General features: G+C 68.7%; 15 protein-coding genes. All 15 read right to left on the bottom strand.

From position 1 onward, the window contains the following. Window positions 1-135: 135 nt before the first annotated feature. Complete coding sequence (locus ACFYW5_RS34220; protein ID WP_389421038.1) at window positions 136-1,857, bottom strand: IucA/IucC family protein; 1,722 nt, start codon at window positions 1,855-1,857, stop codon at window positions 136-138. After that, complete coding sequence (locus ACFYW5_RS34215; protein WP_389421037.1) at window positions 1,854-2,384, bottom strand: GNAT family N-acetyltransferase; 531 nt, start codon at window positions 2,382-2,384, stop codon at window positions 1,854-1,856. Before ACFYW5_RS34215 ends, ACFYW5_RS34220 begins: the two co-directional genes overlap by 4 nt. Then, window positions 2,375-3,655 carry a lysine N(6)-hydroxylase/L-ornithine N(5)-oxygenase family protein gene (locus ACFYW5_RS34210; RefSeq protein WP_389421036.1) on the bottom strand — a complete coding sequence of 427 codons (1,281 nt, stop codon included), beginning with the start codon at window positions 3,653-3,655 and terminating at the stop codon, window positions 2,375-2,377. The genes ACFYW5_RS34215 and ACFYW5_RS34210 overlap by 10 nt, the downstream gene beginning before the upstream one ends. Beyond that, on the bottom strand, window positions 3,639-5,087 hold the full coding sequence (locus tag ACFYW5_RS34205) for a pyridoxal phosphate-dependent decarboxylase family protein (RefSeq protein ID WP_389421035.1): 1,449 nt from the start codon (window positions 5,085-5,087) through the stop codon (window positions 3,639-3,641). Before ACFYW5_RS34205 ends, ACFYW5_RS34210 begins: the two co-directional genes overlap by 17 nt. A 608-nt stretch (window positions 5,088-5,695) precedes the next feature. Next, window positions 5,696-6,160, bottom strand: a complete 465-nt coding sequence (locus ACFYW5_RS34200; RefSeq protein ID WP_389421034.1) for a hypothetical protein — start codon at window positions 6,158-6,160, stop codon at window positions 5,696-5,698. Between the two features lie 499 nt (window positions 6,161-6,659). After that, window positions 6,660-7,544, bottom strand: coding sequence for a DMT family transporter (locus tag ACFYW5_RS34195; protein WP_389421033.1), 885 nt, complete (start codon window positions 7,542-7,544; stop codon window positions 6,660-6,662). A gap of 56 nt (window positions 7,545-7,600) precedes the next feature. After that, window positions 7,601-8,689, bottom strand: a complete 1,089-nt coding sequence (locus ACFYW5_RS34190; RefSeq protein WP_389421032.1) for an ATP-grasp domain-containing protein — start codon at window positions 8,687-8,689, stop codon at window positions 7,601-7,603. 142 nt (window positions 8,690-8,831) lie between these two features. After that, window positions 8,832-10,322, bottom strand: coding sequence for an argininosuccinate lyase (locus tag ACFYW5_RS34185; protein ID WP_389421031.1), 1,491 nt, complete (start codon window positions 10,320-10,322; stop codon window positions 8,832-8,834). Beyond that, window positions 10,315-11,355 carry a cysteine synthase family protein gene (locus ACFYW5_RS34180; RefSeq protein ID WP_389421030.1) on the bottom strand — a complete coding sequence of 347 codons (1,041 nt, stop codon included), beginning with the start codon at window positions 11,353-11,355 and terminating at the stop codon, window positions 10,315-10,317. The genes ACFYW5_RS34185 and ACFYW5_RS34180 overlap by 8 nt, the downstream gene beginning before the upstream one ends. Next, on the bottom strand, window positions 11,352-12,203 hold the full coding sequence (locus tag ACFYW5_RS34175; RefSeq protein WP_389421029.1) for a GHMP kinase: 852 nt from the start codon (window positions 12,201-12,203) through the stop codon (window positions 11,352-11,354). The genes ACFYW5_RS34180 and ACFYW5_RS34175 overlap by 4 nt, the downstream gene beginning before the upstream one ends. A 172-nt stretch (window positions 12,204-12,375) precedes the next feature. Then, a complete protein-coding gene (locus ACFYW5_RS34170) occupies window positions 12,376-13,629 on the bottom strand; it encodes an MFS transporter (protein ID WP_389421028.1) in 1,254 nt (417 codons plus the stop codon). Then, a complete protein-coding gene (locus tag ACFYW5_RS34165) occupies window positions 13,626-14,822 on the bottom strand; it encodes a peptidogalycan biosysnthesis protein (RefSeq protein WP_389421027.1) in 1,197 nt (398 codons plus the stop codon). The genes ACFYW5_RS34170 and ACFYW5_RS34165 overlap by 4 nt, the downstream gene beginning before the upstream one ends. 18 nt (window positions 14,823-14,840) lie before the next feature. After that, on the bottom strand, window positions 14,841-15,842 hold the full coding sequence (locus ACFYW5_RS34160; RefSeq protein WP_389421026.1) for an aspartyl/asparaginyl beta-hydroxylase domain-containing protein: 1,002 nt from the start codon (window positions 15,840-15,842) through the stop codon (window positions 14,841-14,843). A gap of 262 nt (window positions 15,843-16,104) precedes the next feature. Next, window positions 16,105-16,881: a sulfite exporter TauE/SafE family protein gene (locus tag ACFYW5_RS34155; protein ID WP_389421025.1), complete on the bottom strand. Its 777-nt coding sequence runs from the start codon at window positions 16,879-16,881 to the stop codon at window positions 16,105-16,107. A gap of 163 nt (window positions 16,882-17,044) precedes the next feature. Continuing rightward, entirely contained in the window at window positions 17,045-18,313 is a 1,269-nt protein-coding gene (locus tag ACFYW5_RS34150) for an ATP-grasp domain-containing protein (protein ID WP_389421024.1), read from the bottom strand. Between the last annotated feature and the right edge of the window lie 142 nt (window positions 18,314-18,455).

Here is an 18,455-nt window from a genome sequence, read left to right as displayed (position 1 = left end):
CCGCCGCGGCCCCGGGGGCGGGGGCGGGGGCCCGGGGGCCGCCCCCCCCCCCGGGGGGGGGGGCCCCCGGGGGGGGGCCCCCCCGCCGCGGGAGCTCTGTGCTGCGCAGGCCGGCAATCGGCGCCGCCGCCGGGGCTACCCCGCGGCGACGGGGTTGGGAAGGAGGCCGGCGAGCCGGAGAGCGCCGGAGGGGTCGGTCAGATCGAGCATCTGGCGGTTGTTGCTCAGCTGCAGGCGGTTGAGGCAGGAGAGGGCGAACGCGGGAGTGAAGAGGCTTGCGGCGGCCGGGCCATATCCGCGGATGCACTCCGCGACCAGCTGCCAGAAGGACTCTTCCGGCAGGACTCCGGCCTCGTCCAGCACGGGAGCGAGAAAGCGGAAGAAGCAGTCGAAGACGTCCGTGAAGACGGACAGGGGCTGGATGTCCTGGGGTACCGAGACCCGGACGCGCTCGACCTGCGGCGGGAGTTCGACGCTCGGGTCCATGACAGCGATCTCCTCGGCGATGTCCTTGAAGAACGCGCGGGTGACCGCGCCGTTCTCCAGGCCGAGGATCACGTTCTCCCCATGCGGCATGAACGCCAGGCCATAGCGGAAGAAGCAGTGGACGATCGGGGTGAGATAAGCCCGCAGATAGCCGCGCAGCCAGTCCTCGGCGGGGAGTCCGGAGCGCTCGATCAGCGCCGCGGCGAAGGATCCGCCGTCGGCATCCGTGTGCAGCAGCGAGGCCATGGTGGCGAGCTGCTCACCCTCGCGCAGCAGCGGCACCGGGCTCTCGCGCCACAGGGCCGCCAGCATCTTGCGGTAGCAGGAGCCCTTGTCGGTGGCGTTCTCAAAGCCCGCGTGGCGATAGCCGACCGCGGCCCGCTCGCGCAGGATGATCACGCCGGTTCCCCGCAGGACGGCGTCCTGTGCGACGAGGCCGTACAGCCAGTCGTTGATGGCGGGGGTGGCGGCCATGTAGTCGGCCGACAGGCCGCGCATGAACCCCATGTTGAGGATGGACAGTGCCGTCTTGACGTAGTGCTTGGACTGCGAGGTCGTGTTGAAGAAGGTGCGGATGGACTGCTGGGGCTGGTAGGCGTCCTGGCTCACGCCCAGGTGCACCAGCCGTCGTTCGGCGAGCTCTGCGGCGAAGGTGACTGCCAGCTTGTGGCGCCACTGCCAGGGGTGGACGGGCATGAGCAGGTAGTCGTCGGGGTCCAGGCCCAGCGCGCGCAGCCGTGCGTGAAAGCACGCCAGTTGCCGCTCACCGAGCTCCGCCTGGACGAAGGACTGGTAGTCGAGGCCCTCGCCGCAGCTGAACACCGCCCGGTCGCGGTGCGCCGCCAGCCACACCAGCCGCACGGTGCGGCCCGTCTCCGGCGCGTACTGCGCGTATTCGTCCGCGGCGAAGCCCAGCCGCCCGCTGTTGGCGACGAAGCAGGGGTGGCCCTCGGTCATTCCCGCTTCGATCTCCTGGAAGCCGGCCCCGGCCAGCTCCTTGGCGTTGACCGCGCGACGGTCGAGCTTGGCGGCCAGCGCGGACAGAGTCGAGGTGATCTCCTCCAGATAGACCGGGAGGACGTCGTCGCTCAGCCCGAGCTCGCCGCGGAGCCCGGTGAAGAAGCTCAGCGCGTCGAGCCGGGTGGGCTTGCCGTCCTGACGGTGGACGATGGAATCGGCATCCACCGCCCAGTGGTCCAGGCTGTAGCGGCGGGCGGTGAAGGTGTAGGTCCCCCCGTCACCGGCGGAGACGACGTACGGACCGGTACCGGAGGGTGCGAACAGCCGCTCATGGGCGAACTCGCCGATCGCCTTGGCCAGCAGGCTTCGGGTGGCCCGGTCCCAGAGGTCGGGGGTGAGGTGGGATATCACGTCAGGGCTCCTCGGGCGGCCCGGAAACTGTCCCGGGTACAGAAGCTGAGCAGGGCCGTCTTGCGGGGAAGGCGGATCTCACGGTCGGGTGCGAAGCCGATCGCCTCGTTGAGGCGGAGCACCGCGGTGTTGCGGACGTCCGGCTCGACGACCACCCGGTGCACGGACGGGTCGGCGAACAGCCACTCCATCACCGTCGTGAGCACCGCTTGGGTGAAGCCGTGCACCGGGGTGTCGGTTGGTGCCATCAGGAAGTGCATGCCCACGTCCCCGGGTCGGGCCTGGTAGGCATCGGCCAGCTCCCGGTGGGCGGGGTCGTAGCGCTCGGCCAGAAACGCCGGGGTGCCGTCGCGCAGACCGAGGCAGGCATGGTGGTAGGGATCGGCGGCGATCTCTTCGTACGCCTCGCGGACCTCGGCCACGTCGGCCTCCTGCATCAGCCAGAAGGCGGCTTTGGGATGGGTGACCCAGACGTGCAGCAGCTCCGCGTCGGCTGCGGGGGCGACCGGTCGCAGCGTCAGCTCCATGCGGGTACCCCGAATTCCTGGAAGGCGATGGACTTCTCCACCGGATAGACCTCGCGGCCGGTCAGCTCGCGGATGATGCTGGAGTTGCGGTAGGCGGCCATGCCCAGATCTGGGGCCGTGAAGCCGTGGGTGTGCAGCTCGGCGTTCTGGACGAAGATGCCCGAGCCCGAGCGGTCGATGCTGTAGTTGCGGCGGACGGCATAGCGGCCCTGCTCGTCGTACACGATGCGGTCCCGGACGGGGGCCAGGAATTCCGGCTCGCGGTAGCGGTAACCGGTGGCCAGCACCAGGCCCTGGGTGACCAGCTCGGCATCGCGGTGCTGCTCCTCGTGGTGCAGGCCGAGCATGTAGCTGCCGGCCTGGTGGTCGGCGCTGACCAGGCTGATGCTGGTGAGCAGGCGAACCGGCAGCGGACCGCGGCGGCTCTTGGTGTACAGCGTCTCGAAGATGGCGTCGATCAGCTCGGAGTTGATGCCCTTGTACAGGCTTTTCTGGGAAGCGTTGAGTTCGCTGCGCATCTGCGCCGGGAGGCTGTGGAAGTAGTCCACGTAGTCAGGGGAGGTCATCTCGAGGGTGAGCTTGGTGTATTCCAGTGGGAAGAAGCGCGGCGAGCGGGTGACCCAGTTGAGCTGGTAGCCGTGAACGTCGATGTCCCGCAGCAGGTCGTGGAAGATCTCGGCGGCGCTCTGGCCGCTGCCTACCACCGTGATCGACTCCAGGGCCTGCAGCTCCTGCTTGCGGTGCAGATAGCGCCCCGCATGCACGGCCCCCTCACCCAGGCCGCGGCACGTCTCGGGGACGTACGGCGGGGTGCCGGTGCCCAGCACCAGGCGCCGGCCGCGGTAGGTGTGCTCCTGGGTCCGTACGACGTACAGCTCCTCGGCCTCGTCCCAGACGACCGAGCGGACCTCCTGGTTGAACCGGACGCTGCGCAGTCGATCCGCCGCCCAGCGGCAGTAGTCGTTGAACTCCTCGCGCAGCGGGAAGAAGCTCTCCCGGATGTAGAAGGGGTAGATCCGCCCGGTCTCCTTCAGCCAGGCAAGGAACGAGTACGGCGAGGTGGGGTCGGCGAGGGTGACCAGGTCGCAGAGGAACGGTGTCTGCAGGGTGGCGCCCTCGATGAACATCCCCGAGTGCCAGTCGAAGTGCGCCTTGCGCTCCAGGAACAGCCCGTCGAGGTCGTCGATGGGCTCGGTCAGGCAGGCCAGCCCGAGATTGAAGGGGCCCAGCCCGATCGCGATGAAGTCATGGGTGTCAGGACGCACGGGCAAGGCTGCCTCCCAGGAAGGCGCCGGCGTGGCCGGCGATCAGGTCGAGGACGGCGGCGATGTCGCCGATGGTGGTCTCGGGGTTGAGGAGAGTGAACTTCAGGTAGTGGCGGCCGCCGACGGTGGTGCCGGCGACCACCGCGTCACCGGCGGCGGCCAGGGCGCGACGGGCGTGCAGATTGGCCGCGTCCGCCGCTGCTGCCGACAGGTCGAACGGCCGGTAGCGGAAGACCAGGGTGGACAGCTCGGGACGGACGAGCACCTCGAAGCGTGAGTCGGCCTCGATCAGCTTCCAGCCGGCCTCGGCCAGGTCGCAGACCTGGTCGAAGAGCTCACCGACGCCGTGCGCTCCCATGATCCGCAGGGTCAGCCAGAGCTTCAGGGCATCGAAGCGGCGGGTGGTCTGCAGCGATTTGTCCACCTGGTTGGGGATGCCCGACGCCGCCGCGCGGGCCGGATTCAGATAGTCCGCGTGGTACGTGGCGTGCCGCAGCACGGCGGCGTCCCGGACCAGCACGGCGCTGCAGCTGACCGGCTGGAAGTAGGACTTGTGGTAGTCGACGGTCACCGAGTCGGCGTGTTCGATGCCGCTCAGCAGCCGGCGGCGGGCAGGTGAGACCAGCAGCCCGCAGCCGTAGGCGGCGTCCACGTGCATCCACACCCCGTGCCGGGCGCAGAGCTCGGCGATCTCGGGCAGCGGATCGATGGAGCCGAAGTCAGTGGTGCCGGCGGTCGCCACGACCGCCATCGGCACCTGGCCGGTCGCCCGGCACCGCACCAGCTCGCGGGCCAGCGACTCGGGCCGCATCCGACGGGCGTCGTCGGTGGCCACGGAGACGACGCTGTCCGGGTTCAGCCCGAGCAGCCCGGCGGATTTGCGGACGCTGAAGTGGGCGCAGTCGGAGGCGAAGATCCGCAGCCGGTCGAGTCCGGCACCGGTCGCCTGGCGGACCTCGTCCCGCGCCATCATCAGAGCCTGCAGGTTCGACTGGGAGCCACCGCTGGTGAACACGCCGTCCGAGGCGGGGCCGAGGCCGGTCCGCGCCGCCGTCCAGTCGATCAGCTTGCGCTCGATCAGGGTGCCGCCGGCGCTCTGGTCCCAGGTGTCCAGGGAGGAGTTGACGGCGGAGAGCACGGCTTCACCGAGTACGGCGGGGATGACCACCGGGCAGTTGAGGTGGGCGAGATAGCGGGGGTGGTGGAAGTAGACGGCGTCACGCAGGTAGATGCGGTCCAGCTCGTCCAGCGCGGCGCCGGCGTCGCCCAGTGGGTGCTCCAGATCGACGGCGTCGACCGCGGGCGCCAGGTGTTCCGGGTCGATGCCGGTGAACGGGCTGCGGCAGCCGGTCAGCCGGGCGGCGACGCGCTCGGTGCCCAGAGCGACGACGCTGCGGTAGGTGTCGGCGGTGCTGCCGTTGAGCAGGTACGACCTCATGGAGGCGCGTCCTCTCGACGAAGAAGTGGCAGGGACTTGGGTTGACTGCGTATGCCTGATCCTCTGGCCGGGCCAGCCCGCGATGTTCGGAGTGAGCTGCGCCCGAGGGGCGGCCGGACTTCCGATGTCGCTTTCTCCGGCCGCGGTCGCCATGTTTCCGAGCCGTGCTGGAAAGCAGTTGGAAATTCAGGAAAAGGCGGGCCGCGCCGGAGGGGTGACCAAAGGCGGCGGATCTCGCGAGACAAGAAGCAAGCCTCAGCCGGAAAGCCCGACAACTGCTGGGCGACGGAGGGATGCCTCCTTCTGCGCTACTTCGTCAGGTCGACGAGCTTCTGCATCAGGTCGGCTCGTTCTGCAGATCTATTCGACATAGCCTGAGCAGTGCGTGGACGTCCGCGGGTGGGTGCGGATAGAACTGTGACCACACCAGTCGGCAGGGCCTTTCCGGCTCCCGACCCCCAGGGGGCCGCAGTGACCGAACGTGCATCGATCGATTCCCGGAGCACCGCGGCGCACACCCGGCACACAGGCCACGGCGTGCCGCTTGTCCGGGCCGCCTTTCTGCCCGGACAAGCGGCACAATGGACCTTGCGGGTCCGGACGTTGCGTCAGGAGCCCTGCTTGACCATCTGGCGGCCGGCCGTGGGAGCGGGCTCCGTCACTTCGGGCAGCCTGGGAGTCGTGGCGGCCCGCGCCATCGTGGTGACGACGATCGCCGCGGCCAGCAGGACCACGTTCTTGACGACGAACTCACCCGTCAAGGTGAGCAGGACGGGGTTGCCGTTCTGGTAGGCGATGGCGGGCGTGAGCAGCAGGACGCTGAAGGTGCCGCCCAGATGGCCGCAGAGAACGGGCAGGAGCAGCCGCGGGGACCGGCCGGTGACGAGCCATGCGCCCATCACGATCTCGGCCCAGCCCAGGGCGGGGACGAACCAGCTCCCGACCTGGAAGGGGAGGACGTCGAGCACCAGGCTCGCCGCCGGACTGAGGTTGATCACCTTGAGGAGCCCGAACCAGATGTAGACCCCGCCGAGGCTGACGCGCAGGATCCGCAGTCCGTGGCGATGTATCACCGGGGCTATCAGGTCGAATTGGCGAGAGGACGCGAACTTGGCTATGGCTGATGGGCGGACCTGCACGGGTCGAACGTCCGGGATGGTGGACATTGCGATACCTCCGGCTTGGATTGGGCGGCAGGGGAAGGGGAATATGACGCCGACCGTCAGCTCATATGTGCCCCGTTCCGGCGGGACTGCGATGGTGGGCGGGCGTTGCCGCGCCATTGCAGCCTCGACGTGATCGGCCCCTTTCGGCAAAGTGTTGGGCGAGCTTCTCCGACAGTTGTGCGGAACTGCCTGACTACCCGCAAACGCAATGCTTCCGAGCCGTGCTGGAAAGGTGATGGAAACCCGGAGGAAGGAGGCAGCGGCTGTTTCCGGGCCGGCGGTCTCCCGGGTCCGGCCGGCCGGCGGCGCAGCGAAGCCCCGGTCGCTCAGGACGACCGGGGCTTCGCTGCGCTGAATCGAGGACGAGCCTGGAACCGGTCACCGAGGAACTCGGCGGATCCCCCGCTCAAGTCGTGTCTGCCGCCTTCCGCTGTGCCAGTAGCGCACCGAACAGCACCAGCAGACCGCCCAGGATCTGGACAGTGGTGATCTTCTCTCCGATGGCGATCCAGGCGATGAGCGCTGCGACCACCACCTCCAGATTCGCCGTGACCCCCGCGACCGGTGAGGACAGCAGACGGATGGCCGCGATCCCGCAGACATAGGCGAGCACGGTACTGACCAGTACGATCCACGCCACCAGAGCCCAGACAGGCAGCGAGACCCCGGCGACATCGGTCTGTTCACCGAGCGCTCCCCAGGGAAGGTCCCACGGCTGGGCGAACACGCCTACGGCGACCGCACCGATCGTGGTCCCCGCTGTGATGAGGGCAAGGGTGTCGATCTCCTCGCGCGCCGTGGCGGACAGCAGGAAGAACGACGCCTGGCAGGCGGCGGCGCCCAGCCCTGCGGCCAGTCCGATGGCATCCAGCCGCATCCCGCTCCAGAATTGCACGACGACCGCGATGCCGCAGATCGCGATGACCGCCCCGCCCCATGCGCTTGCCGGGAGCCGGACCCGGCGCACGACCATGAACCACGCGATCACGACCACGGGCGCCAGGTATTCCAGCAACAGGGCGGTGCTGACCGGGAGCCGGGACACGGCCACGAAGTAGCAGACCTGTACGCCGGCGATGGAGAGCAGGCCGTAGGTGATGAGATAGCCGCGTCGGTTCCTGGTCAACTGGAGCAGGGAACGCCGACGGCGCAAGCCCATGAACACAAGCAGCACCACTGCCGCTCCGGCGAGCCGGAGCCACACCGTCTGCAGGGGTGTCAGCCCGGTTTCGATGACGGCCTTGGCCGCTGGTCCGGCACCGCCGAAGCAGAAGGCCGATGCCAGTGCCATCAGCAATCCGGTCGATGCGGTGGGAGTCAGCCGCCGGGGCGGGGCATCCAGTAACGTCACAATGCCTCCAGCTGAATCGTGCCGGCCAGGCGCCGCAGAGCCTCGTCGGCGGACCGCCTGGCTTCCTCCGAGGTGGCACCGGAGGTGATCACATGACCGATCCGGTCGGTGAAGTCCCCCCGCGGGCAGTACAGATCGCCGGCTTTCACGCGGCATTCCGCGGCCACCGCGGGCAGGCCGTCGAGCTCGGCCCGCTCGGGCACTCGCGTGATCCGGCCGGCAGCGGGGAAGTGCAGGAACCTGATCGACGCCCCCTTCCGCCACCGCCGCTGCGGGGGATGGGACGGTGCGCCGGCCAACTGGCCGATGTGCAGGGAGATGACATCCACACCACTGGCCAACTCGATCAGACGAGGGATGTTCCCACCGGCCAGACGTGGATTGACTTCGATGATGCGAGGGGTTCCGCTGTCCAGCCGGAGTTCCACGTGGACCGGGCCGAACCCGATCCCCAGAGCAGCCACCGCCCGCTCGGCGGCATGACGCACGAGACGATCGGCTTCCGGGTCCAGCGCCGCTTCGATGTCATGCCCGGTCTCGACGAAATGCGGGGGAAGCCCGAGGTGCTTCTCCACTATCGTGAGCGCTGCGCCGTTGAAGACCTCCACCGAGAACTCGGGGCCGTCGACGTAACCCTCCACCAGAACACCTGCGGCACGCGGCATGCCGCGCTCATTGGTGCCGCTGCTCAGCAGCTCCCCGGCCGCCAGCACCGCTTGGTCAGCGGTGTCGCACAGTCGCACTCCGACGGACCCTGAACCGTCGACGGGCTTCACCACCCCTGGGCCGCCCAGCTCGGCCATGGCGTCCTTCACTGCTGCCACGTCCGTGCACAGCCACCACCGCGGAACCGCGACACCCGCGTCGCTGAGGAGCTGACGGGTTGCGGATTTGTCCCGGCAACTGCGCACCGCGATCGGGGACGGGTGCCTCAGCCCGAGGGCGGCGGCGATGCGGGCAGAGCTCTCGATGAAATACTCGCTGGAGCTGGTGATTCCATGGATGCTCTCCGCCGGGAGACCCTGGCACCAGAGCAGAATCCCTCCGGTGTCGGAGGTGTCCATGGTCACCACGGTGTCGTACATGCCCAGCGAGGAGGCGTAGCGTTCCGGATCCCTGGTGAGCAGAACGGGTTTGAGCCCCAGAGCGGCAGCTGATGCAGCGAACATCCCGCCGGTGCCCGTGGTGTTGCTCTCCACGAAGACGAAGCAGCCGTCACCGTTCCGGTCAGTCATCCTCCCCCACCTCCGCTCCCACCGAGGCAGGGTCCGCAAAGGACGCCGACGACGCCTTGAGACGCGACCGCCAGTACCCGGCGTTGTCCAGGTGGGCGCCGGCGGCATCCCAGCGGTGCCGGAGCTCCTTCCGCAGCCCCGTCCAGGCCTTGTCGAAGGACTCCGGTGACGGGCCGCCGCCGTAACTGCAAGCGGCGACCGCTGCGTGTACGTCCATGGAGCGCAGCAGGGTGTCGGCCTCCTTCTGCAGCGGGGTGGCGGCCTCGACCTCCCGCCCGGCTTCCCGGGCCGTGATCAGTGCACCCACCGCCTCGTGCGCCTGCCGGAACGGATAGCCACCCACGGCGAGGCGGTTCGCCACGGCAGTAGCGGTCGTGAAATGCCGCTCCGCGTGTTCCACCATCCGGTCCTGGCGGGGCCTGGCGCCGATGAAATGCATGCGCAGCAGCCGCAGGATCTCCACCGTGCTCTCGAAGGCCGGCCACGCCTCGTCGACCGCTTCGGTGCCGACCTCGATGGAATTGGTGAACGGCGCGGATTTGGTGGCGGTCAGTACGCACGTGAGAGCGCCGACCACCTTCGCCGCTCGGCCCCGCAGCTGTTCCAGCAGATAGGCGTTGCGCTTCTGCGGCATCGCGGAACTGGATCCGACGAGGTGATCCGGAAACTCGATGAGCTCCGGTTCGGTCGCACTCCACATCTGCAGGTCCAACGCTGCCCGCGAGGCCGTCACCGCCATGGATGCCGCGGTGGCCAGCACGTGCGTGACACTGTCTCTGCTGGCCACGGCATCCAGGGCGACGGCGGTGGGAGCGGAGAAGCCGAGCAGACCGGCCGTCATCGACGGGTCGATGGCCAGGTCCGTTCCCGCCATCGCCCCTGCTCCCAGGGGGCACGTCGACAGGTGCGGCACCTCGGACAGCAGCCTTTCGGATTCACGTCCCAGGGCCGCCGCGAACCCCAGCAGATAGAACCCGAACGTCATGGGGACCGACGGCTGGAAGTGCGTGAAGCCGGACATCACGGTGTCGCGCCAGCGGTGTGCCGCGCTCAGCGCCACCGCTTCGGTACGGAGTGTCTCCCGGAGCAGGGTCGCGTGTTCCTCCCGCAGCCGGAGCCGGCATACGGTGGCCTTCAGGTCGTTGCGGGAACGCCCTGTGTGCATGCGTCCGGCTGTGTCCTCGCCGACCATGCCCGCGAGGTGCTTCTCGTACAGCAGATACAGACCGCGGGGAGCGTGGCGGCCCCGCAGCGGGGCGTACCCCTCCTCCTCCAGACTGCTGACGGCCCGCAGCAGCGTACGCACATCGTCCTCGGGGACGATGCCGCAGCCGGCCAGCATGAGCAGATGGGCATGATCGACCGCAGTCATGTAGCCGAGCTCGTGGTCGATCGCATGATCCGCGGTCGCTCCGTACAGGATGCGGCGCAGACCCGGGAGCACGGGCTGACTGATACGTCCGGTGGCATGGGAATCACCCATGGGTCCCTCCGGTCGCGAGTGCCAGGGGCTCTCCGTGCAGAGGGCGGCGCCCCCAGTGCATGTAGCTCCAGCCGCTGGTGCCGTGCAGGGGGTCCTCCACCAGCCGCGGCCGGGCAGGCGGTGATCCGGCGGCGTTGGCACGGAACCAGGCGTCGTCGTAGACCGTGGCCTGATAGCGGTAGCCCTCGTCCGGAAGCATGACCAGGTGCAGCCGCTCGGGGTGCTGCTGGGCGTACCAACTGGCCACGGCATAGGCGGCGCCGCTGGTGGGTCCCATGAAGGCGGCGTGTGCGCGGTGCAGTCCGCGGGTGGCGTGGGCGGCGTGTGCCTGCGAGAGCCAGTGCACGTCGTCGAACGTGGTGTGGTCGACATTGGCCGGCACCAGGCTGTTGCCGAGTCCGCGCAGGTCCCGGGGGCCGTCCGGCTGCCCGAAGATGACGCTGTGATGCGTGTCGACGGCGACGGCCTGGAGAGACGGGTACACCTGACGCAGATACTTCGCCGTGCCGCACATGCTTCCGCCGGAACCGACGGGGCCGATCAGGGTGTCCAGTTGGCCGAACCTGTCCACGATGCTCTCGGCCACCGTGAAGTACGAGCGCGGGTTGTCCGGGTTGCTGTACTGCTGTGGGCAGAAGGCATCGGGGTCCTCCCGCAGCAGCTGGTCCACCCGGTCCAGCCGGGGCTGCTGGTAGCCGCCGCCGGGAGCCGGCTCCGTGACGATGTCGAGCTCTGCACCCAACCCCCGCAGTCGGGCGGCCAGTTGCTTGTCGATGACGGGGTCGCTGACCAGCGTCAGCTTCCAGTCGTGCAGGGCTGCCTCCATGGCCAGCGCCAGGCCGAAGGTCCCCGAGGTCGTCTCGACGACCCTGCCTCCTCGGGCCAGCCGGCCGGACCGGGCGGCCTTGTGCAGGATGTGGCGTGCCGGGATGAGCTTCATCAGGGTGAACGCCGCGCCGAACAGATTAGGCCCCAGCTTGACCAACTTCGGCAGGGCGATCGAATCGGAGTAATTCCCGAAAGTACGGTTCACTTTCCTCCCCCTCCTCTGTGCACCTCATGAGGTGTGAATTGATAGGTGTCCTCGATGCCGACGGCGGCCAACGCGACGCGGGCCTTTTCGGCAGCGGCCCTGGCCTTGTCCGGGCTGCGCCCGTCGAAGAGGATTCCTGCCACGGTTCCGCTGTGCGCGACCTGCACTCCGACGGCGCCCGACGCCTCGGCGATCCGGGAGAGCTCGGGCAGCAGTGGCTGGGGCGCGAACCGCTGATTGATCCTGGCGCTGCAGGTGGCCGCCCTGCCGAGGATCACCGGATCGCCATGGCGAACGGCATAGCGGACCGCGGAGAGCAGGACCCCCAACTGGGCCTTCTCGTCGTCGGTGTAGGAGGCAGGGGACAGCCCGAGCGTGTCGATGCCTCCGGAATCCAGGACGCAGCCGAGGACGAGAAGGGGAGGTAGCTCAGGACCGAGGACCTGCAGAAGGCGACCCTCCCGATGAGCGAAGAGCGGCACCACGCCCGAATACATCACCGAGTCGGCGGCGACTTCCGCCTGAGTGGCGAGCCAGGCGACTGCGGTGGCGGCGAGGCGGTGGCCTGCCGCGTCGGCCACGGCGCGAATCGTGGCCACCACGTCGGCGGTCGATGATCCCAGGCCGAGGGCATGGGGTATCTCGTTGTCCAGCGAGACGCGGCAGCCGATGTCGAGGCCGAGGTGCTCCAGTGTCAGCCTGGCCGCTGTCGCCGCTTTCGTCCGGCCCAGCGGGGTGACGGTGATCTGGTCGCTCAGCGGCAGCAGTTCGGCTGTGGCCACGGACACCAGATCAGGAAAGGGGAGCGTGACCAGGGCTCGGACCTCCTCCCCCTCGTGCGAGAACACGCCCTGGAGGATTTCGCCGTGATGACCGCTGCACACCCCTCCTCCTATGCGAGGAGTTCCCTCGGGCAGGCTGGTGAAGGCCGCCGCCAGGGTTCTCTGCAGGCTTGAACTAAACATGTCCCTCCTCAAAGAGAGCAGCCGGCAAGAAGGGCCGGCTCGGTTGGGGGCGCTTCTAGCCCACCAGTTGTGGTTCGGTGCGCTTGCCCGGAAGCTCGGTGCGCCGCATCCCCCCGGCGAACTGCAGGAGTGCGGCTGCCAGCAGCGCCACCGTGATCCAGAGCCCGGTGCGCACGCCGACCAGCGAGCCGAGAGCACCACCGAGCAGGGTGCCAGCGCTGAGCGGGCCGTACGCGACGAGCCGGGTGGTCGCCGCGACTCGGCCGCGCAGGGAGTCCGGGGTCAGGCGCTGCCGGGTGGAGGTGCTGATGACGTTGTAGACGGTCAGGCCGAACCCGTACAGCACAAAGGAGATCGACCAGATGATCACCGTGTACGGCGTCGGGTCCGTGGCCAGGGGGATCAGCACCGGTGCGACCGAGGCGATCGCCATGCCCGCCACCACGCCCCGCCGCAACCCCAGTCTCCGCTCCGCCTGTTCGGCGACGACCGCACCCACCACTGAGCCGATCGCGCCGAGCGCCACCGTCAGACCGAGCCAGGCAGGTGTGATGCCGACGACGGAGGCGGCGTACACGGTGTAGAGGGTGAGCATCGCCTGTTCGAAGAAGTTGAACAGCGCGGCCTGCCCGATCAGCCTGCGCAGCAGGGGCACGGAGAGCAGGAACCGGGCCCCTGCCATGATCTCGGGCAGCACCCGCTTACCGGGCGGGGGCGGAGCGACCGGCAGCTCGCGCCGCTTCACGGATGCCAGGACCAGCGCGGCGACCAGATAGAACAGCGCGCCCAGGAGGACCGCTCCGGAACCGCCGAGCCAGTTCATCAGCAACCCGCCCAGGCCCGGCGCGGCTACCACGACCAGCGTGGAGACCGCTTCGAGCCGCCCGACCGCCGCGACCATGTCGCGGTCCTCGACCAGGCTCGGCAGATACGCCTGAGCGCAGACCTCGGCTATCGCGACCAGTGAGCCGAAGCTGAACGCGACCGCGTACAGCACGCCGATATGGAACTCGTCGAGGCCGCTGAGGACCGGCACGACCATCAGCGCCACCCCGCCCGCAACATCCGTGAAGAGCAGGGTGGGCCGTCTGGGGCGCCGATCCAGCCAAATCCCGACGAACAGCGTCACCACCAGCACCGGGAGGTACTGGGCCGCCGCGACCACGCCCACCTCGAAGGGCGTGGCCGCGAAGGAGATGGTGGCCAGCAGCGGGAAGACCATGGTCATGCTCTTCGACGCGACGCTGGTCAGCACCTGGCTCAGCCAGAAGCGGCTGTAGTCCCGATTGAGCAGCAGCCGCGAGCTCAACAGAACTCCAGCCACTGGTCCTCGACCACGGCCTTGGCCACCGCCGTGGAGGTGTCGGTCAGCTCAAGCAGCTGCGCCGCGTTGTATGCGCGGATCGCCTCGTTCGCCGCGCCGTCGCCGAACAGGTCGAGCATCCACAGCGGGCGGATCTCGGCCCCGCGCATCGCTTTGGCGTCGGCGGACGAGATTCCCGCGTGCAGCCAGCGCCGGCCGGCCCGGAGGGCGTCGCGGATCGGCTCGTAGTACACGAGGTTGAAGTACTCCGCGACGTTGACCAGCCGGTCGTAGTGGAACCCGGCACCCTTGAGGAACGTCGAGTCACCATGGCGGTAGAACAGCAGGAACCCGACCGGCGATTCGTCGCCGCGGGCGCACATCAGCACGCGCGCCGCATCGCCCATCGCCTCCGCCTGGACCCGCAGGGACTCGGCGAGCACTCCCGCATCCGCGGGCTGCCCGTACCGGGCCTGCGTGCCCTGGGACATCAGGGCCGCCTCCTGGTAGCACTCCGACAGCGCCAACTCGGTGAAGCGGTAGCCGACCTCGTCGAAGCGCCGCTGGTCCCGGCGGATCAGCTCGCCGCGCCGCTTGGAGGGCAGCGTGCGCATCCAGCCGTTCCAGTCCTCACCCTCGGTCCGGATCCACGCGTCGGAGGCGCACAGGACCGGCTGGGCGCGTACCCCGGCCGCACGCAGCGCCCGCACGTCCGCCGTGTCCAGGAACATGGCGTGGCACGGCACCTGATCCGGCCGGGAGGTGTCGAACATGCGCTCCGCGGCTGTCTGACGGCGCAGCCGGTCGAGCTCGTCCAGCAGGGAGCCGGCCGCCTCGACCCGGTCTGACCCTTCACTCACCAGCAGATTCGTCTGGTATCCACGACGCGGTCCGACCAGCAGGCCCTGCGGGGACACCGCCGGGAGCCCGGCCTGGTCGAGCAGCCGGCCCCACTGATAGAAGCCGTTGTTCTCCTCCCAGACAGCCGTGACCGGAACGGCTGCCGTACCGCCGTCGGAGAGCCGGGTGTGTACGTTCCCGGTGAGCGTGTGCCCGCCGGGATCAGCGACGCAGAACTCCAGCCACCCTCTGCTGGCGTAGAAGTGACTGCCCGCAAGCCGATCCCACTCCTCGGCGCTCAGCCCCTCGGTCGGGGAGCCGAAGCCGGCTGTCTGCGGCCTCATCAGGGTCTTGACCATGTCGCCCTCCTTCAGGGTCTACACGCCGAGTGGAGTCGCGGGGATCGCCAGGGTCCGGACCTGCCGGCCGACCCTGGTGCGCAGCACGACCCGCGGCTGCCCGGCGTCCTGCACCACCTGGACCGTGCGCTCGTCCGTCCAGCCCTGGAAGCGGAACTCGTTGTCGCCGATGTGGACCAGCCCCGCGTACGGAACACCCGCGTAGTGCAGCACCAGGCCGCCGTCCTGCGCCTTGATCTCGGCCGTGACCGTGGCCTGCTCGCGGAGGAACTGCCCATCCTCCTCCTCCCAGTCGGTGAAGGACTCCGGTACCTCGAAGGTCACCTGGTGGTTCGGTGCCACCTGCAGCGGCTGCTCATCGCGGTTGAACATGATCTTCTCGAAGGGGATCCCGGCCCGGACCTCTTCCGGGAAGAGGTCGAACAGGGCCTTGGTCACCTGTACGTCCAGGACGAAGTGCACCCGGTGGGTGCGCCCGCTGTTCTCGATACGGTGCGTGCGGGCGAAGTTGCCGAACCAGAGGGATCCGGCCTCCCACACGTGCGGGGTCTCCCCGAAGAACAGCTTCGCCTCCGGCAGGGTGAGCACAGGCACGTGCAGCCGGGCGATCCCCCAGGTGAGCGCGTACTTGTTGTCGAAGTGGTCGGGACCGTAGGTGTCCGGGCCGAGCGCCATGAGACGGACCGCGCGCAGCGGTGACGGAATCGACTCCATGACGGCGCGCAGGTGCGGAGCGAGCTTCACGTGCGAGGTGTCGGCGAACGGCAGGAGGCCGGGGCCGCCGGGGTCGGTGCGCTTCTTGTCGCCGCCCGTGCTGCGCAGCGGCATGATGCGCCAGTCGAGCTCGGTCTCCACCAGGTGGTCGTCGGTGACGAAGGTGTTCTGCAGCTTCCAGTCGGCGGCTTGTTCGGCGCGCAGCGTCATGACGTCGCGGACCAGAGAGGGGGCGTCGAACCTCGGGTTGAGCCGGACCACATCGGGGATTCCGGCCTGCGGGTCCGCGAGGGTTTCAACAGACATCTTTCTTCCTTTCCAGCATTCTCGGTGAATTTGCGGGGTAGGTAAGGAATTTGTCAGGGGTGGAAACTGCGGGGGTCTCCGGAAACATCGCGGTTCGTTGCCTCGCGATCTCCTGACAATGAAACTCTGCCACTTTCCGGGACTCTTTCCGGCGGGCGGAGAGCGCATCTTCCTGCATCGCCCGCGGCCACAAGTTGCACGTCCAGTGGCAGGACTTGGACAAGCGGGCCGCCCGGTGCGGATGGGGCCGGTGGTACGCCGGTCAGAGCCACTGATCGAAGGCGAGCTTCGCGATGAGGCTCACGACCACGACCACGAGTACTCCGCGGACGAAGCCGCTGCCCTTCTTCAGCGCCATCTTCGCGCCGATCACTCCGCCCGCGAGGTTGAAGGTCGCGAGTATCGCCGCCAGCTGCCACATGACCAGGCCCTGCAGGCTGAAGGTCACCAGGGCTCCGAAGTTGGTGCAGATGTTGGCCATCTTCGCGAGAGCGGAGGCCCCCACCAGGTCCAGGTGGAGGATCGCAGTGAGCGCGAGGAGCAGGAAGGTGCCGGTGCCAGGCCCCAGCAGACCGTCGTAGAAGCCGATGCCCAGTCCGCCGAGGATGATCGCGGCGACGACGCGGGCCCGGGTGGGCGGGCCGCCCACCGTCGCCGCGCCGAAGGACGGGCGCAGGGTGATGAAGGCCAGCACGCCGAGGAGGACCACGATGATGATCGGGCGGAAGACGTCGCTGCCGATGCTGGCGGCGAGGAGCGCGCCGCCGGCCGAGCCGGTCAGCGCGGCCAGCCCGATCCGGCCGGCCAGGCCGACGTCGAGGGGGGTGTTGCGGGCGTAGGTCACCGCGGCGGCCGACGTTCCCACGATCGCGATGGCCTTGTTGGTGCCGATGAGATGAGCGGGTGTATAGCCCGGGAGACCGACGAGCAGTGCAGGAAGAAGCAGCAGACCGCCGCCGCCCACCACGGCGTCCACCCAGCCGGCTACCGCGGCGGCGAGGCAGAGCATGACCAGGGTGGTGGTGGATATGTCAGGCATGGTGATCGTCAACCCTTTCGTGACGCGGCGGCGTTCTCTGTGTCGTCCCCTTGCGCCTCGCGGCTGGTGCGGTGCACGTGCCGGAACAGCGCATCTCCCGTCGCAGGCAGCGGATGTCGGGATCAGCCGGGAGGCCTTTCGCTGAGGCCGGTACGGTCGCCTGTCACCGGATGCCGCAGGTTGCCCGGGTCTCGAAGGGCTGCACGTCGTACACCGATTCACGGACGGAGTCGATGAACCGGTAGTCGGCGTCCACCGTGGCCTGGTCCGGAGCGGTCAGAAACACCCGCAGCGGACTGGTGAGCAGGTCGTGGGTCGGTTCCATGACATCGCCGGGCTTGCGCTTGACCACCAGGTCCGTCACCGACGGCCGCCGCCGAATCTCCTCCACCAGGGCCTCGTTGACCGAGCGGATCCGGCCGGCCCGCGTCGTAGGTGCGTTGTACACGACAGCGGGCTGGCGCTTGCGGTAGACGCCGTCGCCGTAGTCGGCGAGGAAGCGCTCGGGGCGCACGTAGGCCAGTGCGGTCAGATCCGCGCTGTTCTCGCCGATGCACGCGTCGTGGAAGTCCGGGTGCAGATGGCCGTTGACCCGGGCGCCGACCTCCACCAGGGCGGGACCGTCCTTGGTGATGATGAGCTCGGTGTGCGCCGGTCCGTTGTGGATGCGCAGGACATCGAGCATGGTGCGGGTGTAGTCGATCAGCGCGATCGCCGTCGGGTCGTCCGGCGACAGCAGGATGTCCCGGTTGTAGATGGGCTTTCCGTTGGCGAGCAGCCGCTTCTCGTACTGCCACACGCCGCATACGTAGGGGTGTCCGTCGAGGCTTACGGTGTCGACGATGTACTCCGTGCCTTCGAGGTAACTCTGCACCAGCACCTCGGTGTTCGTGCCGTTGAAGACGGTGGTGCTGTGGAGGATGGACCGGAACGCGGCGCGCAGCGCGTCGGCGTCGCGGCAGATGAAGACTCCGTCCGTCGACGCGGAGGCCAACGGCTTGGCGACGCATGGCCAGTACGCGTGGGCCTCGGCCCACGCCACCGCTTCCGCGTCGTCGTCCGTGGCAAGCTGGTCCGCCGTGAGCAGCCCGGCGGCGGCGACGGCTTCGATCATCTTGGACTTGTCGCGGCGGGCCTTGGACAGCTCCGTGCCGTTGGTGCGCAACCCCAGCGCCTCGCTCAGCTGGTCCGCGAGCTCCACCCCAGGCTCCTGGCCGGGGAGTACGAACCGCGGCCTGAGTGCCTGAAGGGCACGGTCGGTGCTGCCGTCCGGCTCGTAGACCAGCCAGCCGCGATAGTTCAGCCGGTTCCACGGCTGCATACGCGCTATGGGCTCGGGGGTGCTCTCCACATGGACTACGTCGATGCCGAGGCGACCGAAGGCGGCCGGCAGGTAGTTTCCGGTTCCATAGGCATCGACCAGAACGCCCACCGGACGTTTCGTCGGCCAATGGGCCGTGTTTTCGGACTCGTTCCGCAGTTCAGCTCGATTGCTTTCGACTACTGCACTCATCGGGCCCTCTCAGTGCGTTTTTGGTGGGCATGCCCAAGTGGCGCCGCCCAGGCGGCGGGAC

The sequence above is a fragment of the Streptomyces sp. NPDC002779 genome, from assembly GCF_042888685.1.
Lineage (GTDB): Bacteria > Actinomycetota > Actinomycetes > Streptomycetales > Streptomycetaceae > Streptomyces.
Note: the sequence above shows the minus strand (reverse complement) of the source record. Positions and strands in the feature narration are given on the sequence as shown.